Annotated in this window: 15 protein-coding genes; 8 read left to right on the top strand and 7 right to left on the bottom strand. The window is 51.6% G+C overall.

Features of this window, described 5'->3' with window-relative positions:
* Both CKX93_RS08930 and CKX93_RS08925 read right to left on the bottom strand, forming a co-directional pair.
* On the bottom strand, positions 1 to 13,762 hold a 13,762-nt coding region (locus CKX93_RS08930), incomplete at its 3' end, for a filamentous hemagglutinin N-terminal domain-containing protein (protein WP_240076654.1).
* Between the two features lie 24 nt (positions 13,763 to 13,786).
* Complete coding sequence (locus CKX93_RS08925) at positions 13,787 to 15,631, bottom strand: ShlB/FhaC/HecB family hemolysin secretion/activation protein (RefSeq protein WP_076753971.1); 1,845 nt, start codon at positions 15,629 to 15,631, stop codon at positions 13,787 to 13,789.
* Between the two features lie 527 nt (positions 15,632 to 16,158).
* On the opposite strand from CKX93_RS08925, the gene CKX93_RS08920 reads away from it, so the two are divergent.
* From CKX93_RS08920 to modC, 8 genes are all read left to right on the top strand, one after another.
* A complete protein-coding gene (locus CKX93_RS08920; RefSeq protein WP_084178557.1) occupies positions 16,159 to 16,533 on the top strand; it encodes a DUF6746 family protein in 375 nt (124 codons plus the stop codon).
* Between the two features lie 180 nt (positions 16,534 to 16,713).
* Positions 16,714 to 18,186, top strand: a complete 1,473-nt coding sequence (locus tag CKX93_RS08915) for a sensor histidine kinase (RefSeq protein ID WP_076753969.1) — start codon at positions 16,714 to 16,716, stop codon at positions 18,184 to 18,186.
* Positions 18,186 to 18,800 (top strand): response regulator transcription factor, encoded by a 615-nt coding sequence (locus tag CKX93_RS08910; RefSeq protein WP_159435501.1) that lies wholly within the window; start codon positions 18,186 to 18,188, stop codon positions 18,798 to 18,800. The genes CKX93_RS08915 and CKX93_RS08910 overlap by 1 nt, the downstream gene beginning before the upstream one ends.
* A 108-nt stretch (positions 18,801 to 18,908) precedes the next feature.
* The gene (locus tag CKX93_RS08905) at positions 18,909 to 20,135 is read left to right on the top strand and encodes an MFS transporter (protein WP_076753964.1); all 1,227 of its coding nucleotides are present in this window, start codon (positions 18,909 to 18,911) and stop codon (positions 20,133 to 20,135) included.
* 118 nt (positions 20,136 to 20,253) lie between these two features.
* The gene (locus tag CKX93_RS08900) at positions 20,254 to 20,649 is read left to right on the top strand and encodes an RNA-binding S4 domain-containing protein (protein WP_076753962.1); all 396 of its coding nucleotides are present in this window, start codon (positions 20,254 to 20,256) and stop codon (positions 20,647 to 20,649) included.
* A 93-nt stretch (positions 20,650 to 20,742) separates the two neighbouring features.
* Positions 20,743 to 21,510: a molybdate ABC transporter substrate-binding protein gene (gene modA, locus CKX93_RS08895; RefSeq protein WP_084178615.1), complete on the top strand. Its 768-nt coding sequence runs from the start codon at positions 20,743 to 20,745 to the stop codon at positions 21,508 to 21,510.
* Positions 21,511 to 21,633: 123 nt separating this feature from the next.
* Positions 21,634 to 22,323 carry a molybdate ABC transporter permease subunit gene (gene modB, locus CKX93_RS08890; RefSeq protein WP_076753960.1) on the top strand — a complete coding sequence of 230 codons (690 nt, stop codon included), beginning with the start codon at positions 21,634 to 21,636 and terminating at the stop codon, positions 22,321 to 22,323.
* A complete protein-coding gene (modC, locus tag CKX93_RS08885; protein ID WP_076753958.1) occupies positions 22,320 to 23,390 on the top strand; it encodes a molybdenum ABC transporter ATP-binding protein in 1,071 nt (356 codons plus the stop codon). Before modB ends, modC begins: the two co-directional genes overlap by 4 nt.
* 33 nt (positions 23,391 to 23,423) lie before the next feature.
* Here the strand turns inward: modC and CKX93_RS08880 are convergent, their stop codons facing one another.
* The 5 genes from CKX93_RS08880 to lolA form a co-directional block, all read right to left on the bottom strand.
* Complete coding sequence (locus tag CKX93_RS08880; protein WP_076753956.1) at positions 23,424 to 23,885, bottom strand: bactofilin family protein; 462 nt, start codon at positions 23,883 to 23,885, stop codon at positions 23,424 to 23,426.
* Positions 23,875 to 24,939, bottom strand: coding sequence for a M23 family metallopeptidase (locus CKX93_RS08875; RefSeq protein WP_076753954.1), 1,065 nt, complete (start codon positions 24,937 to 24,939; stop codon positions 23,875 to 23,877). Before CKX93_RS08875 ends, CKX93_RS08880 begins: the two co-directional genes overlap by 11 nt.
* 27 nt (positions 24,940 to 24,966) lie before the next feature.
* Positions 24,967 to 25,305 (bottom strand): bactofilin family protein, encoded by a 339-nt coding sequence (locus tag CKX93_RS08870; RefSeq protein ID WP_076753952.1) that lies wholly within the window; start codon positions 25,303 to 25,305, stop codon positions 24,967 to 24,969.
* Between the two features lie 61 nt (positions 25,306 to 25,366).
* Complete coding sequence (locus CKX93_RS08865; RefSeq protein WP_076753950.1) at positions 25,367 to 25,765, bottom strand: bactofilin family protein; 399 nt, start codon at positions 25,763 to 25,765, stop codon at positions 25,367 to 25,369.
* A 190-nt stretch (positions 25,766 to 25,955) separates the two neighbouring features.
* Positions 25,956 to 26,570 (bottom strand): outer membrane lipoprotein periplasmic chaperone LolA, encoded by a 615-nt coding sequence (lolA, locus tag CKX93_RS08860; protein WP_076753948.1) that lies wholly within the window; start codon positions 26,568 to 26,570, stop codon positions 25,956 to 25,958.
* Positions 26,571 to 26,627: the final 57 nt, after the last annotated feature.

The following is a 26,627-nucleotide window of genomic DNA, read 5'->3' as shown; positions in this document are numbered from 1 at the left end:
TGTTTGTGCCATTTAACAAGGTCAGACCTGACAGACTTTGAATCCCTACCGGACCGCCCACATGCTTATTCACCAACTCCAAGCTTCCTTCGAGCCCAAGTTCTTCACCAACGACAAGACCCTCTAGCGATAAACGATCTGCGTTCACCACCGTTGTACCATCATAAGTACGACCACCTTGGATGATCAGGCTGATCGGATTAATGGTGCTGGTAATGTTGCTTTCGAAGGTGATCGTGTAGTTGCCACCACTATTACCATCATCGATGGTCACACCATCAACAGTTACCACCTTGTTACTTTGTACATTACCACTGCCGTCACGACTGACATTGGCGTCGGTGAAGGCAAAGCTGCCGCCGGAGAGGCGGTCCTGAATGTTGCTGTTACTGGCATTGGTGTATAGCGTACCCACGGTCACCACTGCCGTGCCCGCCGCCGACGTCGTACCGTCGTAGGTCTTAGACACATCACTGGTGCTGATCGTAATCGCTGCTGGCGTGATCGTGCTGGTGGTGTTGTCCACAAACGTAATATCGTAGTTGCTGACACCTGAAGTATTGCCATCATTGACGGTCACGCCACTGACGGCAACTGTCTTGCCTTCGCCAGCATTGCCGTTTGTGAAGGTGAACACACCACCAGATAGGCTATCATCTCCAAACAACTGAGTATTGCTGCCAGATACAACAATCGCTGTACCCGCTGCATTTAAACTGCCGTCATAGAGGCGCACTACATCCGTGGTTGTGACACTCAATGGGGCCTGAAGAATAGTAATATTGTTACCCCCTTCAAGGGTAAGTTGGTAGTTAGACGCCAAGCCGTTTGTGCCATTTAACAAGGTCAGACCTGACAGACTTTGAATCCCTACCGGACCGCCCACATGCTTATTCACCAACTCCAAGCTTCCTTCGAGCCCAAGTTCTTCACCAACGACAAGACCCTCTAGCGATAAACGATCTGCGTTCACCACCGTGGTGCCATCGTATGTTCGACTTCCTTGGATGATCAAAGATCGCTGCGTAACACTGAAGCCATCAATATTAGTATTGTTTTCAAAACCATAGCCGATGGCACTGAGTAGCCCAGAGGTGTAGGTTATGTCGTAGTCACCCACATTACTTGCATCTGTGGCCGTTGTGGTGAACTCAGCTGTCCCATTAATGCCCGCTTGACCCTCGGCATCTCCATTCACAAACCCAGTTAAGTTGGCAGTGACAGAGGTCAGATCTGGCGTATCGCCATACTGATTCGAAGCGGTGCCAGGTGTTACCGTCAAAATAGGCTGTTCACGGTAAACTGCAAAGGTGCCGGTATTGCCTATAGCGGCAAGACCAGAATCATAAGTTCCACGTATGCCGTTGTAACGGAAGTTGCCACTGCCGACTAAAGCAGCCACCCCTGTGCTACCACTCAAGCTACCCGTATAGAGCACGACATTGCCACTTGTTGCCGAAATCGTTGGTGGTGTCGTTCCCAAAAGGTGCACGTTACCGCCAGTAGTCGTACTTGCGATTTCTGAAGCCCCCGCTTGGAGCTCAACGGAACTGCCACTAATGTTTTCAGTAACCGTCAAGTCGTCGGTTCGCGTAGAAATATCGACCGCACCCGTTGCAGTAATACCCGTCAGATTCACTGATCCAATGGTCAGTTCACCCGCGTTGATGAAAGACAGACTGCCAAGCTGAGTCGTGCTATCGCCGCCCGCCAAGGTCGTCACTGAGTTAGCGGTATTGGTTAGCGTAAAGTGACCCGTGCCTGATAATCCGAGTCCAGAAGCTGTGATTGCAGCGGTTTGTGTGACGGCACCCGTTGACTCAATCGCTAAGTTTACGGCACCCAAATTTAAAGCACCCTTAATAGATATGTCGTTGTTATTGATTAAGCTCAGGTTAGTACCTACACGAGTCAACGCATCAATCGTAAAAGCACCCGCTGTAGCTGAGCCGATCACCAGATTGGTCGTTGTGATACGTCCCAGTTCTTCCGAGGTGATATTTAGATCACCGGATGAAACTGGACTGCCCGCAAGATTAATCGCCACTGCGTCGGTATAGGGCTTCAAGGTAACGGTTTGACCATCGGCTGAAATCACCTGTTCAATCGTCAACTCATCCGCCGTCAATGTAACGTTACCAGTGGAGGTTATTCCGTTCGTGTCGCCGACACTACCCACTGTTAAGGCTTGAGCATTGGTGAGATCAAACCGAGCCACACTCGCCGCAGCTAGAGTGCCGACTTGGTTGTTACCGGTTAGGGTAACTGCCCCAGCAACTGATACCAATAGACTTTCGGCGTTAATCACACCAGTTTGAGTGATCGCCCCATTTCCACTGTTTATTTTAATAGCGCGAGCATTTAAGCTACCTAATTGAGTAGCCACCGAATTGTTTAGAATCACATCCATCCCGATAGCCGTTGCTGAAATGTTACCAGTAAAGCTATTTGAACCTGTGCCCAAATTGATGAAGCCCACGCCCGTTGATGCATCAGGGAAGGTATTCGCAGTGGTTTGCTGAACAGTTAATTGCAGGTCCTTAGCTATTGATAAACTGCCCTCTTGTTTAATACCTGTTGCAACCGGCGCTCCGCCTCCTACAAAGGTGCCTTTCGTTGTAATCGAAATAGGCCCAGCAATCTCATTTGCCTGAGTTAATACAATTGCGTCACCCTGTGCCGGTTGAGTGAGTGTTGCCGCACCATCGACGCTGGTTACCAAAATACTGGACTCAGATAAATCACTAAGATTAATGACTATATCTGTATGACCGGCTGCCGATCCTTTTAGCACATTTTCATTCAGCGACAAGGTAATAACACCTGTCATACGGATTTCGTTAGGCACCGCCTCTGCAGTTGAAGTGCCGATACCAATAAAGTTCTCACTATTGTCGGCCTCAGTAAATGCACCGTTCGGTGTAATAAATTCACCGCCAACCCGCAAGAAGATTTTATCCTCAGTTGTACCATTTACTTGCGTAATGACACCGGTGCTATCTAACGTGAAGTCGCCGCCAACCAAGGTATTACCCAAGCTGGTTGCGCCTGTGTTGGTTACGGCAACATCACCCGCATCAAAGCGTGTCGTATCGATAGTTAAAGCACCGGCTATGTTAATGACTGCATCCTGAGCTTGCTGCGTGAGTAAGCCGCCGACATTTAACGACACCGCCGAGCTCGCACCCAAACTGGTTAGGCCTGATACGCTGTTACCCGCTGTGGCAATATCTGCAAGATTCGCAATGGTTATGCCGTCAACATCACGATAACTCAGGGTTTTGTTTTCAGTGATATCGGCAGCAAACTGAGTGACAGCATTAGCTGTATCCGTAAGAGTCACATTACCCGCCGATTTAATGGCTAGACCCTCTGCTGTGATGCCTTTTCCACTCGCCTGTGTAATCGTTCCAGTAGCAGAGTCTGTCGTTTCTAGGTACACATTGCCTGTACCGGCATTGATCGACTCATTGATCACAATACTGGCGGCTTTCAGAGCAAAATCGGCATCACTAGTGTTAATGCCTGTGGGGTTAACGGTACCCACTGTTGTAGCGGTTGAAGACACCACAAAGACGTTACCGGTTGCACTCGAAGCTAGGGTAGCAATCTGATTACTTGCATTGTCCAGAACATAGCCACCTGCTCCTTGCAGACCAAAACCAGCCACATTTGCAACGCCAGATTGTGTCACCGAACCACCTGCTGTGAACAAAGCATTAACGGCTGTTGCCAGGCCTGCCACTTCAAAACCATTAGCGTCGACATATGTAATTGACCCGGTGGCATTCGCATTATTGGCGGCATTGCGTGCCTGCAAATTAATACTCATGGCATTGTTTGCTGTATTGGTCAAAGCAATAGCCGCACCGTCGTCATTAAGTGTCTTAGCGACCAATGCCCCTGCAGTAATCTGACCCTGACCTGAAGCTGTGGTAATCGCACCACCCGATTGCAAGGTCAGTGCGTTATCTGAACCAGCATTGAGCGTATGCACGGCAAAGCCGTCTTTTTCAAACACCGTAATGCCACCCGCAGTGCTAGACGCACTCACGATTTCAAATTCATTATCGGCATTGTTTAAATTAACCGCAGCAGCACGACCATCAAAACTGGCCAGCCCTGCACCCGATGCCTGAACAATCGCGCCGGTTTGGGCAAGACCATCGGCACTCACGGTCAAGGTTCCAGAACCTAAATTAGAGGCTGCAAAGGTTAATAACTTAGTGTTTTCAATCGCGATCAGATGAGCACCGGAATTATTCAACGCCACCGATCCACTGAAGGCATTCGTAAGGTCAGCCAACGAAATTTGGCCCGCACCGGCATTAAACACGGCATCGCCAGAGTGGGCAATACCGCCGGATTGACTGACGCCTACGGAATTGACTGTCAAAGCCCCCGAACCTAAAACCGATTCTGCTAGAACAATATTGTTAGCATCAGTAATGACCACCGCATGATTGCCAGAATTATTGAGAGACACGGCGCCGGTAAAGTCGTTGCCGGCATTGTTTAGCGTAATGGTATGAGCGCCCGCATTAAATGTGGCTAGGCCGGCATTAGAACCTTGAACCAACGCACCTGTTTGCGAAATACCCGCTGCCGTCACCAATAAGGTACCACTACCCACATCAGAGGCTGCCAAACTTAATGCACCAACATTGTTAATAACCACATTGTTGTTGCCACTGTTATTAAGCGACACATTACCGGTGAACTGGTTGGCTTCGTCAAGCTCAATCACTCCCGCACCCGCGTTGAGAGTGACCAGGCCTGCTGATGCTGCTTGGGTGAATACACCAGATTGTGTAATCCCCGTTGCTGTCAGCGTGACTGCGCCGGTGCCGACTGACGACGCTCCTAACTCTAATGCACCGCTATTTGTCAACGCTATTGCATGCGCACCTGAATTATTTAAAGCCACCGAACCGGTAAAATTGTTGCCTGCATTGGCTAATGTAATCTCCCCGGCACCAGCATGGAAAATTACCGCCCCACCGTTTGCAGCTTGGCTAAATGCCCCAGTTTGGGTTATACCGACAGCGTTCAAAGTAACCGGACCGGCACCCACGGAAACACTACCTAATTCCAGTGCATTGGTGTCGCGAAGGGTCACGCTGCCTGCGCCCGTTTGAGTAATACTCACTGCACCCGTAAAGTCATTTGATGACTGGTTCAGATCAATCACATCACCCGCGGCAGTCAATGAAGTGGCTGCAGCCAAAATGTTTCCAGCGGTTTGATGGATGCCTTTAGCCGTCAAACCAAGAGTTTGACCCGAAGCAGAAATAACACCCGCTAAAGTTAGCTGACTATCTGTAGCTCTCAAACTGACCGCACCCGAAGAAGATAGCGTGCCTGATGTATCTAACGCTGTGCTGGTGACTAACCCAAACCCAGCCGCCGTGAAGCTGCCAAGATTACGAATTTGGTTGCCAGCCGCAGTCAAATTGACTGTCATTTCAGTATGGCCAGTTACCCGCCCCACATTCAGATGAGTACCTGAATTTTGTGAAAGTATTCCTGTAATCGGATTAGAGCTAGCCCCCAATACCAAGCCACCCGATTCGGCATTGATATTGCCGAGCACCGCACTAGCTGTTCTCAGAATACGTATAGCATCTGATGTGCCATTCGTTGTCGTTAAAGTGCCAGCCAAATTTATATCAACAAATTCGGACTTAATTAAAATCGTACTTGCGCCCGCATCGACGGTACCGCCAGTTTGAGTCAACCCGTCTGAGGTCAAGCTAACGTTGCCAACCGCTGTAATATTTTGCGATGCCAGTGCTAAAGCACCCGTTACAGCTAAGGTATAACTCCCTCCAACCTCACTAGCACCCGTTAGAGTCAACGGCCTTGCATTCGTTAAAGCAAAATTACCACCACTGCCAGTTCCAACAGCACCTAATTGCGTAATCTGGTTGGCTTGGTTTAACGTGCTGTCCCCTAAGGTATTCACGGTTAACGTATTAGCAGTCAGAACACCTGCGTTTTGCGAGAGCGTGCCATTATCGGTCACCAAACTCAAAACTCCAGTTCCATGCGCCATAATGTCATTAGAGAGTGTCGCATCGCCTGACAAGGCTTTCAAACTGATATTGCCATTAGCGCCGCCAGTAGCAATCGTGTCCTCAGTCGTGATATCACCAAGAGCCACAATGCTGATATTGCCCCCAGAGGTAGTGCTGATACCCCCCTCAGTGGTATCGCCTAAAATCAGTGCCTGATCATTGGTGACAAAAATGCCGCCATTGCCAGTACTGGCCACTAACTTACTGACTGATAGATTAAGTTCTTGGTTATTTGTCGCCGACTGACCTATGCCTATTGCAGCGGTCAATTTAACCAAATCGGCGGTGATATTGATGGCAGTGTTGTTGTTCACATCTCTGATCCAGCCAGCCGATGAATTGATTGCCACATTGCCAGTAGTCGTCACCTCAGTTAACTGGATGTTATTCACTGCATTCAGTGCTATGCCACCACTACCAGCCGTATAGGTGGTACCGGATACCATCGTGATTCCACCTGTGGCTGCCAATGTTGCAGTGACATCTATCGCACCAAGGCCTTCTGTGCTGAGAATACCGGCATTAGAGTGAATAACTTGGTTGCCTCTAAGTGAAATATTACCGCTAGTGCTGATTAACGCATGATTAACCGACAATCCATGTGTGTCAGTCACAGAAGCCTGCTCAATGTTGATCAAACCATCTTCAGTTGTAATGGATTCAGAAGTTTGGAAATTGCCCCCTAGTGCTCTTAAGTCAACTTTCGCATTAGCAGTTCGAACAATTGCCTGTTGAGCAATTTGCAGAGTCGTTCCCGCAATGGCAGTGATACCTGTTGCGGTATCTAAGCCAATATTTATATCGCGACGAATGATCGAGGCTAAAACAAGACCATTACGATCACGGATGGCTGCATCAGCACCAGTCGCTGACAACTGGACCGTTCCCGTGAAATCATTATTGGTGCTCAATAAGCTGATTGAGCCTGATCCCGCCTGGATATTAGCGGTCGCAGACTGAATCGTGCTCGGATTAGAAGCCCCTGATCGGGTCGCCGTGCTTTGAGACACACCGACACCGGTGATATTGAGTGTTGAACCCGTCGCCAAAAGATTATAAGTATCAAGGTTCAACTCACCCAAGCTAACGATATCAGTCGTACCCTCGGCATCGACATCACCCGCCCAAGTCAGACCCGCTGTATCACTAGAATACAGATTAAGCGCGGCTGAGGTGATGTTGCCTAGCTTGGTAAACTCATTTCCAATGTTAGCCAATGAAATAGCTGCTCGCGAAGAACGTGATGCATAAGCGGAAACCTTACCCGTAATGATTTTGGTATCGACAACCTGAGTCACCGCACCCACACCTTTACCACCCGCTTCAACACCTAAAGTCAACGAACCATCAGTTCCTGAAGTCACGTTTGATAAGCTCACCGATGACGCATCACGAATGACAACGGAATCGTTTGTATTATGAGTCGTGGTCAAATCTCCGCCTAACTGGATCGCACTGCCGCCACCATCAAGGGTGATGGTGCCGCTTCCGCCATCAATCAACGAGGGGTTGGTCGTCGCAATACCCGCCCCGGATAAAATGATGTTGCCGGTACCAGTGGCTGTGATGTTGCTAGCCGCAATATTGAGTGAGCCGCCCTGCGTTGTAATCCTGACATTACCATTCTCTGTAGCTATGACATTGCCATCAAAACTTGCCCCACCAGAATTACCGTTAAAGGTCAAACCCAAGGTGCTGTCAAACAGTGTAAAGTCACCTCCGGTTGAAACCGTCAAAATATTGCCGATCTCGTTACCTATCTCGCCAAGAAGTGCAGCGCCAACCGCAATAATTCGCAAATCGACTGCAGTGATGGCACCAGCTGTTTGATTGATGGCACCGCCCGATTTGATATCCAATTTACCGGCGGTCGTTCTTAAATGACCCACAATGGTCAATTCGCTTTCCCGCGCAGAATTATCCAGCTCAAAATTACCGGCAGTTAGGTTAAACGGCCCCAGTTGAGCAACACTGTTAGTAGTTTGAGTTAATTGAACTGAATTTGCTCCGCTGCCTTGCAACACACCCGTGGTGATGAGACTACCTCCTGTCTGCTCAATTGAAATACTGCTGGCATTATTGCCCACAGCAGTGAGCGTGATGTCACCTGCTCTGGCATCGATAACGCCTTGGAGTGTCATGTATCCATTGGCTGTTTTTGACTCTAAAGTAATACCATCACCCGCTAAACTTGCACCTGTTTTGAGCCAAAGCTGATCAGCACCTGTTGTGATGGTCATGCTGGCATTATTTGAATCATTGGAAGCCGCGACCGGCCCAGTAATATGCAGTCCTTGAGTCCACGCGTTGTTGAGCACAAAAGCGCCACCAGCGGTAAAGGCTTTCAATTCACCAAAAGCACCCGCCGCTGTGCTGCTGCGGATTAGGTTATCGTTGCCCAAGGTTACAGCGCCCGTGGTGTTGCCTGTAATTGCTGCAGCTGTAATGATAGTGCCGGAGGACTGTGTCACTGTACCTTGGATATTGTCATCACCCGCGCCACCCAAGACTAAAGTGCCAATACTGGCATTGGTTGTCGAACCTTGAATGTTACCCAAAATAACATGACCACCTGGGCCAGTATTTAAAAGTTGCACAGAAGTTGAGGATGCATTGTTGGTGCGAATGGTGGTGCCAGTAAGGTTAATCGAACCATCCCCAGCATTGATTAATACGGCTCCATTGTTAGCATTCAGGATTCCGCCGGAGCTTTGTATACCACCCACAAGTGAATCACCTGAGCCGACTCCTTGGCCCAACAGCGTGATCCCGTTTGCAGTAATATTTTGACCATTGATGTTTAAAAGTGCAGCATCAGAGCCACTCGCCAGCGTTTCAAGCTTCACAGAGTGAAGAGTACTAAAATAGTTTGTGACAGATCCGAGCAGCCTCAGACCATCCATAGATCGGATATCAACCGCTCCGCCGTAACGAACCCCGATCAGATCCGCAAACTGATTGTTGTTATTCAAAGTTATAGAGCCTCGACTTTCAACAAGTAAAGACCCTGCATCAATAATCATGGACGTCTCGTCACTATCAGCATATTGCGAAATCGTGCCACTGCGAGAACCCGAACCCGACAAAGTGGTGGCAGAAGTACCCAACGTCACTTGACCAGATTGGGCAGCAATAGATCCAATACGAATAGAACTTCCTGTTTCCGTTGAATGATAAACTCTCACCGCTGAACTAGAGTTGTTGGTGGTAATAATTTGTCCAGCAAGATCGATGTTTCCGGTCGATGAAGTTCCGACATCTCTACCATCAATTTCGATTTGTGATGAACCCGCATTGATCATCGAGCCTGACGCTTGCGTGACCCCCAGTCCGATTAATTTGATGGAGCCATCACCTGCACCCTCAGGTGGCGATGACGGGACAGGAGTCGTTGTCACATTGAATGTATGCAACGCTAACGCACCACCACCAGCAGCCAGCCTAATTTCTGTTGCAGTAATATCTCCCAAAAGGCTCAATCCACCGAAGTTTGACTGAATATTTAACTTACCGTTCAGTTCAATCAAGCCGGTGTGATCAAAGTTATTCTGTGTCCCTGTAATGGTAATATCACCGCCTGTGTTGGCCGCAATGGTCTTCACCGAAATTCCATTGCTTGTACTGTTCGTCTGAGCCACATTTCCGGTAACGTCATTGTCAGTAACCTCAGGCAATTTGGCGGACGGGGTGCCAAGTTGGAGTGTGCCAGTCGTGGCGGTTACAGATTCAATCTCAATTGAACTGGCATTGCGAAGCAAGACTGCAAAGCCATCATTTCCGGTTATTGATTCATCGTAGGTGCTCATGACTCGACCACCTAGACTCATCACTGAACCGCCCGCATCCATTACAACTTGACCGGTTCCCGCATTGATTTGGTTTCCCGAACTTGATACCGCTTGAGAAACACCCACACCCGATAACGTGATATCGCCGTTATTGGTTAGAACCCTGGAATAAAATGCTTCTGATAATCGAAGTTCATTGTGGGTCGATTGGACAAAAATGGCAGCACCCGAGTTGGTGGCCTGAATGCCACGCAGAATATTAATTTCACCGGCTGTTTTAAGAAATACAGCATAGTCCTGACCATCAATCGTTTGTTGGTCCGAAAAGGTTCGCACACTGGTACTGCTCGACCCGATCGTAATGATGCCCGTACCTTCATCCTGATAAATTAATGACCTCGCTGTGATGTGGCCAGCAATAATGAGGTCACCCACCTTGCTCAAAGAAATGTGGCCCAAACCAGATATCGCAGTGGTTGCGCTTGAAATCAAGATATCACCATTTGAGCTGCCGGTTGATCCGCTGCCATTGATGGTCAAATCAAACCCATTACCGGTGATGTTGTTACTGCTTCCTGAACTGAACGAAACAGTCCCTTGCCCACGCGTTATGGTGAGGTTATTGAATAGGGTGACTCGGCCTGAAAATTTAATAGCACCTTGACCTACTTGGTTTTCGGCATTAGTACGATTTGAATGAATAACAATGGGGTTAGAACTGGTACCCAGAGTAATCATTCCTAAGCCCGTACTAAAATCCAAACCGCCACGGGCTGTGATTGATTCCTCAACTGTAATACCTCCATTTGCTTGCACTTTGATCAGTCCGAGCTCAAGTTTTTCATCATCGCCAAGCCCAATCGCCCGTTTAAATACAACGGTTCCAGTACCTGCACTAATTTCCAAATCTCTGGCCGAATCGACAGTCTCCGATTCAATCGTACCTTCAAAAATAAAATTACCACCCGTGGAACCTGTGGTCATAACTCGGCCACCGCCAACGAGCTCAAGATCATTTTTGATCGTGATATTGCCGCCCTGCGCAGTGCCTGTTCCCGAAACACCACCTTTCGCAGACACATTACCTGCTAAACTGATCAAAGCTGCGGAATCGATTACGATTCGGCCGGCTGGTCCAGCGTTATCTTGTGTACCAGAAGTGGCGCTCCCCTCAAAAGTCGTTACAACGTTGCCACCATCGGTCGTGATCGCCTGCAAACTCACCCGTCCATTCGTGGGATCATCAGTAGTCACGGTGACACCGCCACCGCCACCACCGACACCTTCATTACCTTTGCCGCCGAAGGTCTGGATTGTGCCAACCGTCACCGAGCTTGTGGTGCTTTTCAGATTTACTGAACCGCCTGCACCGCCTGCACCGCCAGCAGCATCACCCCCATAAGTATTGATGTTACCTACCGTCAGTTGTCCATTGGCGGTGAGTGTTACACCACCCCCTGCCCCAGCTGAACCGCCACTGTTTTTGGCACTGAAGGTGTCGATATTGGCAATCGAGATAGAACCACTGTGTGATTCAATCACCACATTGCCGGACCCTAAGCCTGTGTTTTCTGCAGCGGTGGTTCGAATTGTTAGAGACTCGGCGCTGGTGACCGACCCTTTTGAGTCAATTTCGAAACGGCCACCGGCAAGCGTAATATTCTGAGTAATTGTTACCCCAACATTTCCCGCAATGAGTTTTAAATTGCCAGAGCTAATATTCGAAATACTGGCATTCAAGACGATGCCACCGGACTCACTCGATTGTAAGGTCAGGTTTCTCGGAGTATTTAGACTAAGATCATTCGCTAAGGTAATGGTGCCAGTTTGATCTCCATCACTTTCATCATCACCAGTGAATACGATCACATCACTGCTTGCTAATGCCGCCACAAGCGTGGCAATGGTTAGGATAGAATCGTCTTCTGCAGCCGTAAACGGGCTTGACTCTAGCGCGCTTGAATCAGGACCCTCCTCCTGAATCGTAATGTTGTAAGGATCCAACAACAGCGTCCCGGTCTTGCCCGCCACCGCAGTCAAATCAACTGTGCCGCTGAAATCCAAGAAGGCTTTGCCTGACACTTCTGCAAACCCGCCATCACCCCCTTGCTCACCGCCGGTGGCACTGATGTGGCCGAAGTAGCGCGTTGCTTCATCGGCCCAGACAACCACGGTGCCGCCATCGCCCTGCATGGTGGCGTTGGCTGTGATGGTGGATCCGGCGCTGATGAAGGTGCGCTGGGCATTGGCGATGCTGTCGTCTCTACCCTGGTAGCCGCCACCCAATAAGATCGTGCCACCACCGAGGGCGCCATCGGCCGAGACCGTGTTGCTTTCCAGCAAGCCGAGATGGTCGGCACTGATGCGGATGTCGCCGCCATAGCCAAGCTCAGAATCTGAGCGCAAAGAGCTGGAGCTGATCATAATGGCGGTGGGTGCTGGGGCTGGGTTTTGCGGCTGCTGCGGCAACCTCTCTTCGCGAGTGCCACTGCTGAGGGCGATCTGACCGCCCGACTGCTTGCCGCTGACATCGAACTGGCTTTGGCTGATCGCCTGGTTTTTGCTGGCGAGGTCGATCGTGCCGCCTTGGGTGGCACCTGTAGCCCGTAAATCGCCGCCCGCCAGTTGTATACCACCGGCCTCGATACGCAACGAACCACCGGCTCCGCTTGATGAGCTGACATCCAACCGGGCCTGTATAACAACCACCGACTCAGATTGGATCGTGATTTCAGCGCCATCACTGCCCGCGACGGATTCAGACTCCCTCGCCACGGTAGAGTCATTTCCACCGGTCTTCTCAAGAGCCACCAGAGGCTCTATCGGGGCCTCGATGGAAATATCGCCGCCCCCGGTCTTGCCGGATGCATCGACCACAGCGCCTTCGGTGATATTCACCTCAGCGGCCACCAGCTCGATGGTGCCGCCAGCGCCGCCTTCGGATGAGACATCCAAGGTTCCACTGTTAACAATTTTGCCTTGTCCTGCGGAGAGTCGGATGGTGCCACCGTCACCGGTTTCGATGCCGCGCGCTTGGATGATCCCTGTGTTGTTGATGGCCAATCCAGCCAGTTGGTCAGCTGCCTCTAGGGTCATCACCACATTGCCACCATCAGCGCGGATGATGCCGCCGTTTTTGATGTAAGCATCAACGAGGGGGCCTGCCACCTCAATTTTCACGGGTCCACCCAGATCGAGCCGGACACGTTGGCCGGCACCCAAAAGCACATCGCCGCCAGGCACATTGATACGGCCCACATTCTCAATTTTGGCGGCGATCATCACCACCATGCCGCCCTGTTGGGTCATGATGTTGCCGCGGTTAATGATGGGGCTGTTGGAGCTGCCTTCAAAGGTGAAATTACCGCTCATGAAATCTTCGTTGGATATATGGAGCGTTGATGCCACGATTCCGGCAACATCAATCACCGAACTCTCACCAAAAATGATGCCGTTGGGGTTGATTAAGAAAATACGTCCATTGGCGATCAATGAACCCCGTATTTCAGAGGGATCCCCTCCTAACACTCGGTTTAGGGCGATCGATTCTGATGAGGGCTGATCATAGATCACGCGATTATCTTTGCCGATACTGTAGCTTTGCCAATCAATCACCATGCGATCGGACTGCTGCCGAATCGTCATATCTCGGACGCTGGACTCGATGCTCCCGCTACCAGCAGAGATGTTTCCCCCTTGTGGTAATTCCGCCAGTGCTACGCTGGCACTGAGACCTAATGCACCTGCTGCCAGCATTTGAGCCAGTGTTGTTACCTTGCGTGCGGGGCGGCTCTTGGTTTTTGAGCGGCCACGGGTGATTTCGGAAGCTACCTGCCAAACCCGCAAGGCCGCATTCCACACCAGGCGATAGACATGATTCAGTGAGCTATTTTTCATGGCTTACAGTCTCTATCCGGCGCATCAGAAGCGGTTACTCATGGAAAACCATATCCATGGCAAGCTGGTCTCAGGCTCTGCCACCGAGTCTCCACCTTCACTGTCCCAAGCCGCAGCGACATCAAAATTCAGATTCTCAATGCGATACCGCAAACCCACGCCATAACCGGCCAGGCTCCGGGTTTCGGCTTCGGACACGGCCGAGATGCGCTCTGCTTGGCCCAAATCGATGAATACATAAGGCGTGGCGGGATAGCGCCGCATGTTGTAGCTGACCTCACCCTGGAATACGGCCCCACGGCGACCGCTGAACTCACCGACGGGATAACCTCGAACTGCGTTAGCACCCCCGAGAGAGATGAAACTGGCGCTGTCAACGAAGTCATCAGAATACTGAAGGGAGAGTCGCGCGAGTGCCTGCCAACGATCCGCTATGCGCTGCACTCGGGCAGCGTTGAGTGAGAGGATGTTATAGCTCTCGTCAGGGCCAGCCACCCGCTCATCATTGGTGATACGGTTGTGCTCGACAGTGAGTGCACCATAGGTAACCGCACCACCTCCGATCTGATCTCGCCAATCGAAGTTTATGCCCACGGGTAAGGCAGTGATGTTGTACTCTTCGGTTTCGGTGAGACGATTGTTCTCGTACCAGGTGTAGTTGGCCCCACCAAAAACCGTGATATTTCGGGATTGGCTGCGAAGCAGTGGATAGCTCAGCCGAGCACCGAGTTGATGGGTACCCCCATCCGCTAGGCCTGCGAACTCCCCTGAACCGAGTTGGTAACTGCTGATCAGTGCATTACTGGTGAGACGAAGCCCGCTACTGCCTAATGGCAATCCGTAACTAAAAGAAGTCAGCCAGGTCTGCTCATCTGTCACTAATCCTGTGAAACTGAGGATATCGCCAAAGACAAAGTTTCGTGAGCGGGCGATATCCACGCGAGCACGGTTACGGCCTGAGGCCTTACTGCCATGATTATCGAGTCCAGCGGAGATAATGACTTGTTCATCCTCCACCATTCGAACCTCTAGGTCTCCGGTTCCACGCAGCGTTCCGGGACGTACCACTGGAACAGCCGTATAGCCGGGGATGTCGTCGAGAATAAGTGCAAGACGTTCAATCTGTCGTGACTCCATCAGATCACCGGTTTGTATTCTTCCCAGAAACGCCTGAGCCTCGGGGTTCGGTTTGCGTTCCAATTCGAATTCCGCATACTCCTCTTCTATGGAATCCATTCGGGAGTCATAGAGTTCATCAACTGCGGCCATCACCTGAGTGAGCTCGGAGATATCAAAGTCTTCCTCAAGCGCTTGGATGATGCCTTCGAGAGCGCGGTTGCGACGGCTTTGCAGAGCGATTGCAGGGGTGGCGGCAAGGGCGTCTACGGCGCTGATTTCGCCGTATTTGCCCTCTAAAACCTCAAAATCAACAATATTGTTTTGGATGTCTTGGGCGGGCAGGTAAGCACGCGCGAAAGGGTACCCCGCATCGCGATAAAAGCGGCTGATTGTGTTGGCAATCTCTTGCAGCGCGGCAAAATCAACATCTGTGCCGATTTTTTCGCTTATCGCTGCGGTGAGTTCCTGGTCGGTGAACCGCGTATTCCCAGCAATGCGCACTCCTTGAAGCACGAACGTCGACCCGCCTGGTTCAACCCCCAATAGTGGGCCACCATCGATGAAGAACTCTGGGCTTGGAGGCGGCGCTGTTATGGGTGGCGCCACCTCAGGGAGGGTGATCGCAGGGTCAAGAGATTGCGCCAAGGCCGGTCCATAGACCGATGCCAGCCCAATGCCGATGACGCAAAGAGACCGGATTGCAGCCGCGATGGCGTTTGGTAGAGCTTTTTGGACAATGTAAATGTGCACGCCCTAAATTACCTCTTAGAAGGTACTTAGGCAACAGTTTAATACTACTAACTAATTAGCTTTTTCTTGCGTAATCTTGCGTTATTACTTTTTATCAATCACTTTGCGCACCCAATCCTTTGAATGGCGCAAGATAGAGTTATTTATAAGAGCGACACGGGGAGTAATTCCCACCGAAAAATGATCGAGGGTGAAAGTAGCATTTTCTCGTAATCGAGTTGGGTCAATGCCATACGAAATGATGATGCCGCTCTCATTGAGTCTGCGTGACCTAAACGGCGTTTGGAGGCGATCTCAAAAGTGCGTGAATGCATTTGAAATGCGAGCTCGATTCCGGGCTCAGCCTCCACTTATCCACAGGGGTCTGACCCCATTCTGATTTTATTTTTAGCCGTGGTCGGCATATTTATGATCATGTGGACTGAGCGTCCAAGCCATCAAATAGTAATGATTGCTATTTGCATTAAATGGAATTACGCTAGCTCGGGCGTATTGCCCACTCCTCTCTTCTCGAATTGGTGATTTTGATGAAAAAAATGTTCTTAGCTTTGCTGCTTTTGGTACCTCTCATGCCTTTGGCTGGTGTCGCCCTGGCAGATGCACGTGTTGATCATTTTAAAGGCTTGCCTGCTCCGACTCTGGATGCTGCGCTGACGAATTTAGCGGAGTACAACCAACGCTTAGGCACGGTTTTGGCTGAACCAATGAATACTGCCCGTTCAGCCGAAGTTCATGAGATCACATACACTCTGGAAAATGCCCTGCAGCGTCTCACTCTGGAGCTGGCTGAGCTTGCCGATGTTCTCGAGGAAGTGCATGTGGGTTCCGAGGCCAATGATTTCAGTACCATCGAGGAAAAAGGCCAGGAATATCTGCAAACCGTGCGAAAACTTATTCCCTAAGTAAGAAGGGAGGCATAATCTTTTGGGTTTTCCCTCAAAAATAAATCCGTCCCCTTTTCAGACCCTATCCCAACTTTATCCACAGGGGTCTGACCCCAAATAAATCCATTGGGTAGTTCGAGTAGCTTTTTACCCAAATGTGATCAATCAATACGCCAAGAAACTGTCTAATATAACGGCATGTGGTTTCTAGAGACCTTTGACCAGCGAACTCTGCTGCTTGCTAGCAGCTTTGGCCATCTCGTGGCCGGTGGCATTGCGATTCTGTTTCGCCGCTACGCGCCCACGCCGATCTTGCCGCATTGGGGTGCGGGTATGCTGCTCATCGGTCTGGGGATTTTATGTGTATCCCTGCGTGGCATTTATCCCGACCTATTAACCCTACATGTAGGTAATAGTTTGATCATTTTAGGTCAAGGAGCTCTGCTGACAGCTTATCTTGGGTATTTTGAGCGCGAGCATCTGCAAAAGTACGTGATAATTTTCTCTCTCATTGGCGTGACGGCCTTTAACCTAATGATCCTTGTCGATGTGCCTGGGATTACCGTAAACCACCGAATTTTTCTTTTTTCAATCCTTTCTCTGGCAATGCAGTTAGCCATGTTTTTGCTGCTGATTACAGCCTCACGACGAGATTCAATCCCAGCGCGAACCATTGCCTTCACGCATCTGATTACCGCCAGCATTTTTCTATACCGGGCCGGAGAGACCCTGCTACTTAGCGAGCTGAGTTTGTTCGTTATTACCGCGGGCAATTTAATGCTTTTCCTGATCGCCTTTTTAGCAGTAATCATACAGACGCCGGGATTAATTTTGCTGCTTAAGGAAGATGCAGACAGAGAACTGCTTGAGCGAGAGATTTCACTCAAACAAGCCCAACTCTTAGAACATGAGAGAAAAAGCACGGAGGCTCTGCGTTTGAAAGCGAATCAGTATGAGACGATTAGTTTTATGGCACGCGGTTTAGCGCATGACTTCAATAATTTATTGGGTGTCCTGCAGATGGGACACGGCACACTAAATACAGTTAAGGACAAGAAGAGCTGGGATGAAATGCATGCGCCTTTGGAAATCATGGGTGGCGCATTAAAGCATGCACACATGCTCACCAACGGACTGCTGAGCCTCGGCAGTGATCAAAAACTTCAGTTGCAGCCAGTGGCCGTGTGCAAGATCTTCGACGAACTCCGCGCGCTGTTACAAAATATCTTGGGTCCGGAGATCAAGATTCAGTGGTCATCGATAGATACGGATTGGGTAGTGCTCAGTCATCCTGGTTTTCTGCTTATGGCGCTGCTCAACCTCGCACTGAACAGCCGAGATGCGATGCCAGATGGCGGCCAACTAATTTTTAGGGCCAGTTTGTACGAATGGGACGGCGAAATAGCTTTGGACGTTGGTGATTTACCGACAGGCGAATACGTTCAGATCTCAGCCTGCGACACTGGCCATGGTTTCAACAAAAGACAGAAAGCCCACTTATTCGACCCCCTCTACACAACCAAGGAGCAATCCATGGGCCATGGTTTGGGGCTATTCATGATCAGAAGCTTCATTAGGCGCACCCAAGCGGGGTTGATCGCACAATCAACACCCGGTCAGGGTGCTTGTTTCAACATACTTCTTAATCAAGCAAACGAGGAACCATGCTAATGCATCAAACGGACAAGCAATCTCTCAAGGCAGTCATCCTTGAAGATGAACGTATGTTTGCCGAAATGCTCTCGATGCTGCTTCGCAACATATCAGATGTCAACGTGTGTGAAGTGGCACATAGCGTGGCGGCGGGCATATCGGCATGCGCGACGCACAAGCCGGATCTGCTGCTTCTGGATTTATTTCTGCCAGATGGCTCGGGTTTGCGTGTTGCGCAACATTTGTTACGAGAGATCAACCCAGACGCACAGGTCATTGTCTTGTCAGGCGAGGCCGATAATTTTATCGCCCCCCAATGGCTCGACCCCCACTTAGGTGCCATTGTTGACAAGGCCTCCGCTTACAACACGCTCTTAAACCCAATCCGTCAGATGATGGGTAAAATCCAGCCTTATTCATTGACCCAAAACCCAAGGGATTTATTCACAAGACGCGAGATGCAGATTTTCATGCTCATCGGCGAGGGCTTACGAAACCAAGACATTGCTGAGCGTATGGAGCGCTCAGTGAGCACCATTTTGACACACCGACGCAATATCACCCGCAAGATGGGTATGAGTGGCTCTCGGCTGGTAAGAGCTGCTACTCAGTACCGCGTTAATTTCACCTGATGGCATAATGCTTTTTACAGTTTATGCTCAAAATAAATTAAATAAATCTGTCGGGGTCGTACCCCACTTTATCCACAGGGGTCTGACCCCTTTTTTGGTGCTGCATAGGTGTTTAGACGCTATTCGTTCTGGCTGATCGTCATCCTGTTTTTGATTTATGTGCTGAGTTTTGTGGATCGGCAGATCGTTGCCGTGCTCGCGCCACAAATCCGCGCGCATTTCGAGCTAACCAATGTGCAAATCGGCCTGCTGTATGGCACCGCCTTTTCGTTGATCTATGCCGTTGCCGGCATCCCCATGGGGCGACTGGCTGATCAATGGTCGCGGCGCAAGATGATTGCGATTGCGGTGTTCGCTTGGAGTTTAGTGACTGTACTGAGCGGGTTCGCAACTTCATTTGCGATGCTCGTGGTGTATCGCCTGATCCTGGGGGTGAGTCAGGCCATGCTCAGCCCTGCGGCCTATGCGCTGCTCGCAGAAACCTTCCGCCCGGAACTACGGGCCAGTATTTTTTCGGTGTATGCCTCGGCCATTTTCATCGGCATCGGCCTGTCCTTTTTGGTCGGCGGGACTGTGGCGCAAAATACCGACTGGCAAACCGCCATGGTGGTGGTTGGCCTTCCGGGGCTGCTGTTGGCGCCGGTGGCCTGTTTCTTCATTCGCGATGTGCGCGTAAACCGGTTCGTTGCCGGAACTTTCGTCGGTGACATTTTTGCCAGCCTGCGCGACATGCTGGGCAAGCGCACGATTCAGCTGCATCTGCTCGGCTTTGGCATGCTGGGGGTCATCGGTTACACGGTACTGGCATTTATCAGCATCATTTTTGTCGATGTGTTTGAGCGCCCTGATCTGATTCGGCACTATGGCTGGTTCCAGCTTGGCGTCGCTGTGACCGTCATTTTTATGGGCCTACTCGCTGATTATCTTGCGCGTAAAAATCCAGCGCGGCGCTTTTGGATTGGGATTATTGCAATCGTCGCGGCGCTACCGCTTTATGGGCTAGGGCTTTTTGCGGATGACGGCTTCACCGCTTTGATTTTGCTCGGTACGGCGGTCTTGTTTTCCTTCTCTTTTAATGGCGTTGCCGCCGCGCTGATTCAGTTCATGGTGAGGCCCGATCAGCGGGCTTTGGCGGGAGCCGTGTACTTATTCGTCATGAGCGTTGGAGGACTGGGCCTTGGGCCACCGATCGCAGGCTTCCTCATGGATCGCGCGTTTGAAGGCCAGTATGCCGCGTCACAGGCCATCTTCTCGCTGATCATCGTTTGCGCCACCATTGCCATCATCAGCTTCGTGGCCGCGATGCGCTCGTATCACCGCGACGCAGTTGATTAAAACCGGGACAGATTTATTTTTTTATCCACAGGGGTCAGACCCCATTTTGAAACAAGGCTTGTGGTTGCTTGGCGCGATTGGGATAGTAGCGCCTAGGGTGACTTTGACGGAGTGAATCTTGCGCGGCAAAGACTCAGAGACTCGTGTTCGCCTCGACCTTTGGCTTTGGGCTGCACGGTTTTTTAAAACGCGGCGATTGGCTGTGGAGGCCATTAGAGCGGGGCATGTCAGCGTGGGCGGCGGTGCCGCGAAGCCGTCTCGCGAACTGCGCATCGGGGATGAGCTGAGCATCAAAAAGGGGTCTGTCACCTTTTTCGTTAAGGTGATGGATCTGGATGATAAGCGTGGGCCTGCAGCACGGGCTCAGCAGCTTTATGAAGAGACGCCCGAGAGTATCGCTACTCGTGAGCGGCAAAGGCAGCTGCAACGCTTGGGAGCGTTGACCACACCACATCCGCACAACCGGCCGGATAAGCGCGATCGGCGGCGATTAGCCGATCTCAAGCGAACTTAGTAAAAACCGGGACAGATTTATTTTTTTTATCCACAGGGGTCTGACCCCTTACTTAACTTGGGGAGTTAGCGTGCCACGATGTGGAACAAATTGATGGGGCTCGTAACTCAAAATAAATGCGTCCCCTTTTTGGCGGCCATTCTGCTGGGCCTCTCCCCGGTGTTGGGCGCGGCTGAGCTGCGCGTTGCTGTGACCGCGAACTTTTTTGGGACATTACAAACGCTGAGCGCGTTGTACGGTGAGGAGACTGGGACGCAAATCACTCTAAGCTCTGGGGCATCGGGGGCGCTATACACGCAAATTGTCAATGGCGCGCCGTTTGATGTGTTTTTCTCCGCTGATGCTGTGCGCCCCGAACGCCTGGCCGAGGAAGGGCTTGGTATCCCTGAGTCCCGCTTTACCTATGCCCAGGGAGTTCTGGTGCTCTGGTCGCGACGTGAGGAGGTTGTGGATTCAGCGGGTGAGGTTTTGCACAGCGGTGATTTTCGTTTTTTAGCGATGGCAGATCCGCGCACGGCCCCCTACGGCGTAGCGGCGCAGCAGGTCATGATGCACATGGGTGTCTGGGACGAACTGAATACCCAGCGGCGGCTGGTGCGTGGTCAAGGAGTGGGCCAGACTTATCAGCAAGTGGCCTCGGGCGCGGCGGAGCTGGGCTTCGTGGCACTGGCTCAGGTTCGCGACGCTGAAGGTCGAGTGCCTGGCTCGTACTGGATGCCACCACAAATGGGGTACGACCCCATTGAGCAACAGGCAATTATCCTAAAGCGCACCTGCGAACGCGAGGCCGCTGAGCGGTTCATGGCCTGGATGCGAGGGCCCGAAGCGCGAGCAGTTATTGAGGCTGCCGGCTATCACTAGAAAAAAGGGGACAGACCCCTTTTTTGCTATCATCGCGCTCATGTCACTGTTTATTATTCCGAGTCGTGCCAGGCGCATCTTGTTTGTGGTTCACCCCAAAAATAAATCTGTCCCGGTTTTTGAATGATGCTTTCACCGCAGGATGCTACCGCGCTTTGGATCACGTTTAAGCTGGCGCTAATCAGCACGAGTATTCTTTTGGTGTTGTGTGCGCCTGTGGCTTGGTGGCTGGCGCATACGCAGTGGCGTGGCAAAACCGTGATCGAGGCGCTGGTGATGCTGCCTTTGGTGCTGCCGCCGACGGTGTTGGGGTTTTATCTGCTGCTTTTATTGGGACCGCAAGGTTGGGTAGGCGGCAGCCTCGAGGCGCTGGGGTTTAATCATCTGGCCTTTAGTTTTACGGGGCTGGTAATTGGCTCGATGATTTACTCCCTGCCGTTTGTGATGCAGCCGTTAACCAACGCCTTTCAGGCCGCTGGGGGGCGTATTCTTGAGGTCGCGGCAACGCTGCGCGCTTCACCGCTGGACCGGTTTTTTAGCATCATCCTGCCCTTGTCCAAACGCGGCTTTTTGACGGCAGCAGTGTTGTCTTTTGCGCACACGCTGGGGGAGTTTGGCGTCATCATCATGGTGGGTGGTAACATCCCGGGCCAAACTCAGGTCGCCTCCATCGCGATCTTCAATCACGTTGAGTCGATGGATTACACCTCGGCACATACGCTGTCGGCGATTTTGGTCGCTTTGTCGTTTTCGATGCTGCTGATGGTGTTTGCTTTGAACCGCAAGTTTAAAGTCGTGAGTCTGGCGACATGACCATTGCGGCGCGTTTTCAGGTGCAGCGCGGCGCCTTTGCGCTGGATGTGGATCTCAAGATCCCCGGTCAGGGCGTCACGGCATTGTTCGGCCGATCTGGCTCTGGCAAAACCACCCTGCTTCGCTGCATTGCTGGCTTGGAGCATTTTTATGACGGTGCGCTGCGCTTTTTTGATGAGATTTGGCAGGACGAGGGGCATTTCACTCCAGTCCATCTGCGGCCGCTGGGATTTGTGTTTCAAGAGCCGAGTTTATTTCCCCATCTTCGGGTGATAAGCAATCTGCAATATGGCCTTAAGAGGGTTGCTGCCAACCAACGCCTCGTGGGCTGGGAGGAGACCATTGAGTTGCTGGGTTTATCGGAACTTTTGCAACGCTTTCCGGATGAATTATCCGGCGGTCAAAAACAGCGTGTGGCTATTGCTCGGGCGCTTTTGACCAGTCCGCGCCTGTTGCTCATGGATGAGCCCATGGCTTCTCTCGACGATATCAGCAAGGGGGAGATCCTGCCCTACCTGGAGCGGCTGCGCGATGAGCTGTCGATCCCGGTACTGTATGTCAGCCACAATATCGATGAGGTCATGCGACTGGCTGATCATATGGTTGTGCTCAGTGAGGGACAGTTATTGGCTCAAGGCCCTTTGCAAGACATACTGACCCGCGCGGATTTGCCTTTGGCTTACACTGAGGGCGCAGCCGCGGTGATTAATGCTCGAGTGACTGCGTATCATGTCGAGCATCATCTGACGGAGTTGTCTTTTTCTGGGGGCACCTTGCTGATGCCGGGCGCCCACGTGCCTGCGGGGGGTCCTGTTCGGGTGCGCATTATGGCGCGGGACGTGGGGATCAGTCTCAGCAAACCCACCGATACGAGTGTGTTGAATTATTTGCCGGTGCGCGTACAGGACACATTTGATGACCCCCATCCTGGTTACTCGCTTGTGCGCCTCCAAGCTGGTGAGACCACTTTGTTAGCGCGCGTGAGTCAGCGCTCCTCAGCGATGCTTGGGCTGCGGCCTGGGATGGCTGTTTTTGCAGTGGTCAAGAGCGCCGCCATGGGCAGCTAGATGGGGTACAACCCCAAAAGGGGTCGTACCCCATTATTTGACTTGGATGTCGCCGTTGAGGGTGGCGCCGGTCTCAAGCGAGATGGACTCGCAGTGGACAGAGCCTTGGATGTGGGCGGTGCGGCCAACGACGAGCTCGCGGCAGTGGATTTCGCCATCAATGCGCCCATGCAAGGAGAGCTGTTCGCAACGGATAATGCCTTTAAGCTGGGCTGAAGCCCCCAACGATACTTGCGGAGCTTTCACCTCACCCTCGATGTGACCGAGGAAATGCAGCGGTCCTTTGGCCTCAATAAAGCCTTTGACAAGTGTACCCTCACTGACCACGGATGCTTTGACGGGAACCTCGCCATTGGCTTTGGGCGGCACCTTAGCAACCAACGCAGAATCTGATGGCGGTGTTTGCGGCTTGGTCATGTCAGCTGACTGTGAGCCCACCTTTACTTGACCGGGTTGCACGGGCATCTCTGGGGTTTGTTTTTTCTTACCGAACATAACTGCCCACCTCAAAGACTTTCAGCGGATCTAGATAGCGCCCATTAAAGCGCACTTCGTAATGCAGGTGGATACCGCTGGTGCGGCCGGTGGCGCCCATGACGCCCAGCTGGTCGCCCTTTTCTACCCACTGACCTTCCTCGACATCAAACGAAGCCAAATGGGCGTAAAGTGATTCGATACCCATACCATGGTCCACGATTACCACCTTGCCAAAGCCGCCATCGCGCGCCGCAAAACTCACCCGCCCTGCTCCGGCGGCGAGGATACTGCGGTCTTCATAAGAGACAAAATCAACGCCGCGATGGGGCGCAAAACGTCCGGTCACGGGGTGACGCCGCATGCCAAAGGGCGAAGTCACTCGGCCAGCTACCACCGGACGCGCATTGGGCAGTGAGTCCGCGAAGGTATCTAGCATGCTCAGAGCCTCAAGCTCGTTGTAGATTGGATCATCGAGATATAAATCCAAGATACGGCTGATTTCGCGATCCACCAACATACCACCGACGGGCTGAGACTCCTGCATCACCTGTTGCACTCGCTCAAGTTCAAATCCGGCAGAACCCAGACTCTCTTGCAGTGCTTGGCGGCGCTCACCCAGTAACGGGCGGGTGGACTCGACATAGATACGAAACGCCTGATCCGTGTAGGCCAGCACCGATGAAAGTTCACGCACATTGCGTTCTAAATCATTGGGATCAAGACTGATGGGTAGCGTGGTATCCGACCGCGCGGTGTACAGCAATTCATCCAGCGCATTGGTCAATTGCTGATATTCGCCAGAGCGCTGGGCGTATTGACCACTGAGCAAGAAATAATTAGCGCCGGTGGCCATCAATGCAATGAGCACCATGGTGACAATCCACGTGAAGAGGCGCTTTTGGCCTTTGATGCGTCTGTCATGGTCGGCCAGCAAGCGGTCGATATCTCGCCGCGACATCTCGATATGGCGCGCACCATCGGAGGTGGCAATCAGCACCTGAGCACTGTCACTATTGGCGCCTAAACTCTCGCGCAGCGCTTCCAGCCACTGATAATCCGACGCTTTCCTCATAAACCCCTAACCGCGTGCTTGTTGTGCTTAGCTGCGTGCTTTTTGTTCAGCGATCAATTGCCCATCAATACGGGCGCCATTCTGAATTTCAATGGAGCCATAGTGCACATTTCCCATGACTTGAGCCGAGGCACGCACTCGAAGGTTTTGTTTAGCCGTTATGGCGTCACTGACAATCCCTTCTATCTCGACTTGGTCGCCATGCAGCTCCCCTTCAACACGACCACTTTGGGTGACTTGAACTGATTTGCCGCGAAGCTTACCAGTCACGGTTCCCGCTATAGTCACCATCCCCGGAGCTTGAATATCGCCTTTTATTTTAGCACCTTGGCCAATGACCAAATTGCCTTTTTCTGTTGCTGACATGAAGCCTCCGGTGAATATTACCCCCCTGAATAGGTATCATCTTAGCAAAAAATAAATTATGTTAGGTATTTTTTTCCTCTTCGCCTGTACTTATTTGTTTATTTTCTATGGGTTTTTCATTTTTTTCGGGCAATTTCGTGCTGCACTGCAACTTAGCCTGGATTTTTGCACCTGCCTCGATTTGCAGCGCTTCATACTGCACCTCGCCGATCACATGCGCAGTGGATCTCAGCACTAGAGTCTTACGGGCATGCACCTTCTCACCCGCATAACCACTGATCTCGATATGATCGGCCTCAAGGCAGCCCTCGATGCGTCCAGTCGTGCCTATCTTGATGTGCTGACCTACCACTTCACCACAGATCGTGCCTTCCACATGCACCTCGCCTGGCACCTCGACAGCGGCATTGACGCGCACGCCTTCACCGACAATCAGATTGTTTTTTTCTGATACTTCCATGCGAATCCCCCAAGCTCATATGCGCAACGCGGTGCTGCTGTTGCGGAATAGTATCGCGATTCACTGCCTCTTGGCACCTAAGCCGGCTGCGATCTAGGACGCGGCACGACCCCAAGTGGGGTCTGCTCGAGCTGAAAAAAAGGAATGGGGTACGACCCCAATCGCGAAAAATAAATCTGTCCCGGTTTTTTTATTGCTGGATGAGGTCGACGTCGTCGGGCGGCGTGAATTGAAAGAGGGTCGTGGCCATGGGGCCATTGAGGACGGTTTGGGTGAAGCGGATGCGGGTTTGTTGACCGAGGGGGTCGTAGAGAACCATACGTCTGATCATGCGCTCGTCTAGGCCGATGAGGACGCGCAAAAACTCAGCATCATCACCCTTAGGTTCTAGCGCCACCCACAGGAGGTCGTCAATCATGCCCTCTTCGGTGATCACGAAATTATCGTCCAGCGGCTGCGGATCGGTGAGCAGCATTAGCGGCGTTTGAGTCAGCGCGGCATCGATCGGCTGCACCAGCACCTGCGCCAGATCTTCGTCATAAGACCACAGCTGATCGCCATCGGAGATGATTTGCTGGCGAAAGGGTGTCTCATAATCCCAGCGAAACTGTCCGGGACGGCGCAGATAAACCCGGCCCTCAGTGACTTGCATGACCTCGTCGCGCTCGGTAAGCACCACCTGTTCAAAACGCGCAGAGAAATTCTGCATGGTGCTGATGAAGCCCTGCAGGCGCTCACGGCCTTCGCCTGCCTGAACCGGCAATACGAGCATAAGAAACATGAGCGCTGCCACAATCGTTTTCATCTTAAATCCTCGGGTAAACGCGTTTAGCTTGGACAGTGGCACGATCATCTCGGTTCT

This window comes from Ectothiorhodosinus mongolicus (assembly GCF_022406875.1).
GTDB classification, from domain to species: domain Bacteria; phylum Pseudomonadota; class Gammaproteobacteria; order Ectothiorhodospirales; family Ectothiorhodospiraceae; genus Ectothiorhodospira; species Ectothiorhodospira mongolica.
The sequence above is the reverse complement of the archived record's forward strand: the minus strand, read 5'-3'. Positions and strand labels throughout refer to the sequence as shown.

Excerpts from the sequence above, each read along its gene's own strand:
- CKX93_RS08920 (WP_084178557.1), top strand. The coding sequence starts at position 16,159 with ATGAAAAAAATGTTCTTAGCTTTGCTGCTTTTGGTACCTCTCATGCCT.
- CKX93_RS08915 (WP_076753969.1), top strand. The coding sequence starts at position 16,714 with ATGTGGTTTCTAGAGACCTTTGACCAGCGAACTCTGCTGCTTGCTAGC.
- CKX93_RS08910 (WP_159435501.1), top strand. The coding sequence starts at position 18,186 with ATGCATCAAACGGACAAGCAATCTCTCAAGGCAGTCATCCTTGAAGAT.
- modA (WP_084178615.1), top strand. The coding sequence starts at position 20,743 with ATGGGGCTCGTAACTCAAAATAAATGCGTCCCCTTTTTGGCGGCCATT.
- modB (WP_076753960.1), top strand. The coding sequence starts at position 21,634 with ATGATGCTTTCACCGCAGGATGCTACCGCGCTTTGGATCACGTTTAAG.
- modC (WP_076753958.1), top strand. The coding sequence starts at position 22,320 with ATGACCATTGCGGCGCGTTTTCAGGTGCAGCGCGGCGCCTTTGCGCTG.
- CKX93_RS08880 (WP_076753956.1), bottom strand. The coding sequence starts at position 23,885 with ATGTTCGGTAAGAAAAAACAAACCCCAGAGATGCCCGTGCAACCCGGT.
- CKX93_RS08875 (WP_076753954.1), bottom strand. The coding sequence starts at position 24,939 with ATGAGGAAAGCGTCGGATTATCAGTGGCTGGAAGCGCTGCGCGAGAGT.
- CKX93_RS08870 (WP_076753952.1), bottom strand. The coding sequence starts at position 25,305 with ATGTCAGCAACAGAAAAAGGCAATTTGGTCATTGGCCAAGGTGCTAAA.
- CKX93_RS08865 (WP_076753950.1), bottom strand. The coding sequence starts at position 25,765 with ATGGAAGTATCAGAAAAAAACAATCTGATTGTCGGTGAAGGCGTGCGC.
- lolA (WP_076753948.1), bottom strand. The coding sequence starts at position 26,570 with ATGAAAACGATTGTGGCAGCGCTCATGTTTCTTATGCTCGTATTGCCG.